The 3558-nt window shown below is 34.4% G+C and carries 5 protein-coding genes; 1 reads left to right on the plus strand and 4 read right to left on the minus strand.

Annotated features, from left to right (window positions below; translation table 11 throughout):
• Positions 1–252: 252 nt before the first annotated feature.
• From MOC86_RS27155 to MOC86_RS27170, 4 genes are all read right to left on the minus strand, one after another.
• Positions 253–1254 (minus strand): LLM class flavin-dependent oxidoreductase, encoded by a 1002-nt coding sequence (locus MOC86_RS27155; protein WP_268586993.1) that lies wholly within the window; start codon positions 1252–1254, stop codon positions 253–255.
• An 18-nt stretch (positions 1255–1272) separates the two neighbouring features.
• Positions 1273–1557, minus strand: a complete 285-nt coding sequence (locus MOC86_RS27160) for a DUF3219 family protein (protein ID WP_268586994.1) — start codon at positions 1555–1557, stop codon at positions 1273–1275.
• A 284-nt stretch (positions 1558–1841) separates the two neighbouring features.
• Positions 1842–2024 carry a hypothetical protein gene (locus MOC86_RS27165; RefSeq protein ID WP_268586995.1) on the minus strand — a complete coding sequence of 61 codons (183 nt, stop codon included), beginning with the start codon at positions 2022–2024 and terminating at the stop codon, positions 1842–1844.
• 333 nt (positions 2025–2357) lie between these two features.
• Entirely contained in the window at positions 2358–2954 is a 597-nt protein-coding gene (locus tag MOC86_RS27170; protein WP_268586996.1) for a hypothetical protein, read from the minus strand.
• Between the two features lie 230 nt (positions 2955–3184).
• Between MOC86_RS27170 and MOC86_RS27175 the strand changes: the two genes are divergently transcribed.
• Positions 3185–3558, plus strand: a 374-nt coding sequence (locus MOC86_RS27175; RefSeq protein WP_268586997.1) for an Rpn family recombination-promoting nuclease/putative transposase, incomplete at its 3' end; no start/stop codon positions are given.

A 3558-nucleotide genomic window follows, 5' to 3' on the forward strand; every position in this document is an offset into this window, starting at 1 on the left:
GATAAATAAGCTTGTACATAAACCTTGTATGAAATAAGTTGTGGTTATTTGGATAAAGGAAGGCTTGAGCCGTGTGAAGGGAAACTTTCAAGCACGGTTCTTAGGGGAGTTGGGGGCAGCGATGCCCCCTGCTTACCCGACTTAACTAGTTCTGCATATCATATACATTAAATCATGATGTAAATCAATGCTGCCATAAGATTTGGAATAGCCATTACTATAAAACCTTTTGATTGTTTTATACGGCCAATTTTATGCTTTTAGTATTTCTTCTGCAATCAATTGATAGGACCGAATCCGGTCTTTCGGAGAGTGTGTTATCGTTACAATCATGATTTCATCTACTTTATATAAAGTTTGTAGCTCGTTCAATTTCTGTTTCACTACATGAGGATTCCCGATTATCATGTTCTGTTTCATCTTATGTAGTGTCGTTTTTTCTATTTGATTTAGCACATATTGCTTTGCTTCTTGAATAGAAGGGACACCAAGGTGACCTTCTCCCTTTTCTTTTAACAAGGACCAAATAAGGGAACTTAAGGAAATTTCTTCTGCTCGTTCATTCGTTTCTGCACATATCGCTGAAACAGTCAAGATCACCGTAGGGCGGTCCCCCTGTTTTCTTGGTGTAAATGAATCCATGTATTTTTGAATAATAGATGCTCCATCATTGTCGCTCATAAACTTTCCAAAAGCATAGGATAATCCATTTTCTGCTGCAAATAATGCACTTTTTTTACTTGTGCCTAAAATATAAGGTACTGGTGAAAATTCTGGGAGTGGAGAAGCTGTAACTTTTGAGTGCTCGTGATCTTCAGGAAAATCATCATTTAAAAAATGAAGTAGATCATTCACTAAATTTGGCATGTTCCACACCTGCTGCAAAAAGTTATCAGATAATGCATTGGTCGCTTCAGCCGACCCACCTGGAGCTCGTCCAATACCCATATCAATTCGATTAGGAAACAATGTAGCTAGCATATTATAAACTTCTGCCACTTTATACGGTTTATAATAAGGCAATAAAACAGCTCCTGACCCAATACGTATTCTATTTGTATTAGCTCCAATATAACTTAACATCACGTCTGGTGCTGAACATGCAAGTCCTGGTAAATCATGATGTTCGGCGATCCAATAGCGAGAATACCCTAAATTTTCTCCAACTTGAGCTAATTTCATTGATTCATTTAATGCCTCTTTAGCTGTTTGATCTGAAGAAATTGGTGACTGATCTAAAATACTTAATTTCATCACTCCTACCCTACTTTCTTAATTCTTCACTTCAAACAAAGTTAATGAATAATCTCCAACTTGCCCTTTTTCGTATAAATTTGTAATCGAAGTAGAATATTGCTTAATGGTTCCTCTAAATGATAAGGCTCTCTCAGGTACTTTCACATCAAATGTCCCTTGATATAGTAACGTTGCTATATCATGATACGCCTCACTCGTGACTTCAAAACCAACTGAAATCTCAGTGGAATTATTCACTTTTCTTTCTTCAAAACTGTGCACTTTAATCAAAGTATTATTCAATATTATTTCTTTTACCATAGAATCGTCTCCGTTGTTTTCTTTTATAAAAGGCTCTTTTCTCAAACTTTGTTGCTTATGAAGAGAAAAAAAGGTGATTGATCTTGTTTTCACTAGTGAAACAGGCTTTTATTAAATTTAATATTAGCGACAAAATAACTATTTCTACGTTCAGATCGGCCTCAGGATTTTAACAACAATCTTTACGAAAGAAGCTTTATAAAAAAGATATCACTTGGATGATAGGGTAGCAAATATGATGAAGGATTCTAAATAAAAATGAAGCACTAGTGATGAGTGAGCCACTAGTGCTTCATTGTTTCATGTTCAGAGTAAAGATGGAGAACCATATTACGCCATTGATCTAACTTTCTGTAAAGAAATTTTTTTCTCTCAATGTTTTGTTTTCCTGTGACAGTCTTCTCTATAATGGCATCTAGATAAAGTTCCCTCTCATTGCGGAAATATATAAATTCTTCTTGAGTCACAATCTATCATCCCCAACCTTCTTTAATATATAGGTCTATATGTTACCATAAGATCTAAAAATTGGATTGTCTTACAAATGACATTTATAGGTGTTTTAGAGAAGATTAAAAGAGGGTTTTATATATGAAAAATAAGTATATCTCCTTGAAATAACTTCAATTAAATTATATTAAAAGATACTTTGTGTATTAAAAACAGTCCGTAAAAGTATATATAAACGAAAAGAAAAAGCCAAATACCTGTGCGTTAAGGAATTTGGCTTATGTCCTAGATTATAAGGATCTTATTGAATCCCGCAGAAGAACGATTTCATCATTCAGCAATTTACTTTTTTATTTCCCCTCTACGTGCTCCCTAAGTTCATGCATATGTTTATGAAAATTCTCAGGATCAGCACATACTTTCCCTATATCTATGGCAATATTTGTACCTTGAATAACTTTTTCTCCAGCGTTTACGATTCCTTCTCCAATTTCCTTAGCTTCTTTTGCCACTGCTTCCGCGCCTGATTTCACTGCGTTCCCAATAGCGTTTCCAATACTACTAAGAGCTCCACCTAAGTCAAAATTCATAACTGTATTTTCATCGTTTGTTGGGTCTAAGTCTTGCTTAACAAAATTGACTACTTCATTGTTTAGCATTTCTGGGGCAAGATCACGTTTATATATTGCTTCTGTTGAGTCTAAGATTTCATTTGTTTTTATCATAAGAGAATTGATCAAATCTGTATTATGTTCATTTCCAGAAGGGTAAACAAGGTCTCCCTTTTTAGTTTTTAAGATAGCTAGAAACGTAGTGTCATCTCCCTCTTTAGGCTCACACATAAAAAATACATAGCCATTGGAAGGATCGATTCTTCTGTGTGGACCAACCTGAACTTTAAAGTTCCCTGTATCAAATTCGTCATTCTCAATATTTACAAAACTCACTATTATCCACCTATTTGGAATATTATGGTACCTCGTGTATAGCATAAATCATAAATCAGCCGTTGTAAACTATCAATATTCCATTAAATGATTCGATTGTGAAATAACATAACTTGGAGCTTTTCAAGTCTTTATCTTCCCCCTGAAAAACCGTTCGCTTAAGTATACTTAAGAGGAAAAAGTAAGATTCATGTTATACTAAAAGAAAAGAAGAAATCACGGAGGATATAATGACAAAGCGATTAGATTTACGTGTCGATTTTGCCTTTAAATCTCTTTTTGGGACTCATGGAAATGAATCCATTTTAGCTGCTTTTTTAAATGCAGCTCTACGTTTACCAGAGGAAAAGAACATTACGACCGTTCACTTATTAGATCCACATTTTAATAAAGAAAACCAGGAAGATAAACGATCCATTCTTGATGTTCATGCTCAATTAGAAGATGGAACCCGTATAAACATTGAAATTCAGCTTAATAATAAACATGATATGGAAAAAAGAACGCTTTACTATTGGTCTAAGATGTATAGCAGTCAAATGAAGGAAGGAAGGGATTATGGGGAGTTATGTCAAAAGATTACCATTAACATTGTAAACTTCCG

The organism is Priestia endophytica (assembly GCF_026790145.1).
Classification (GTDB): Bacteria; Bacillota; Bacilli; order Bacillales; family Bacillaceae_H; genus Bacillus_I; species Bacillus_I endophytica_A.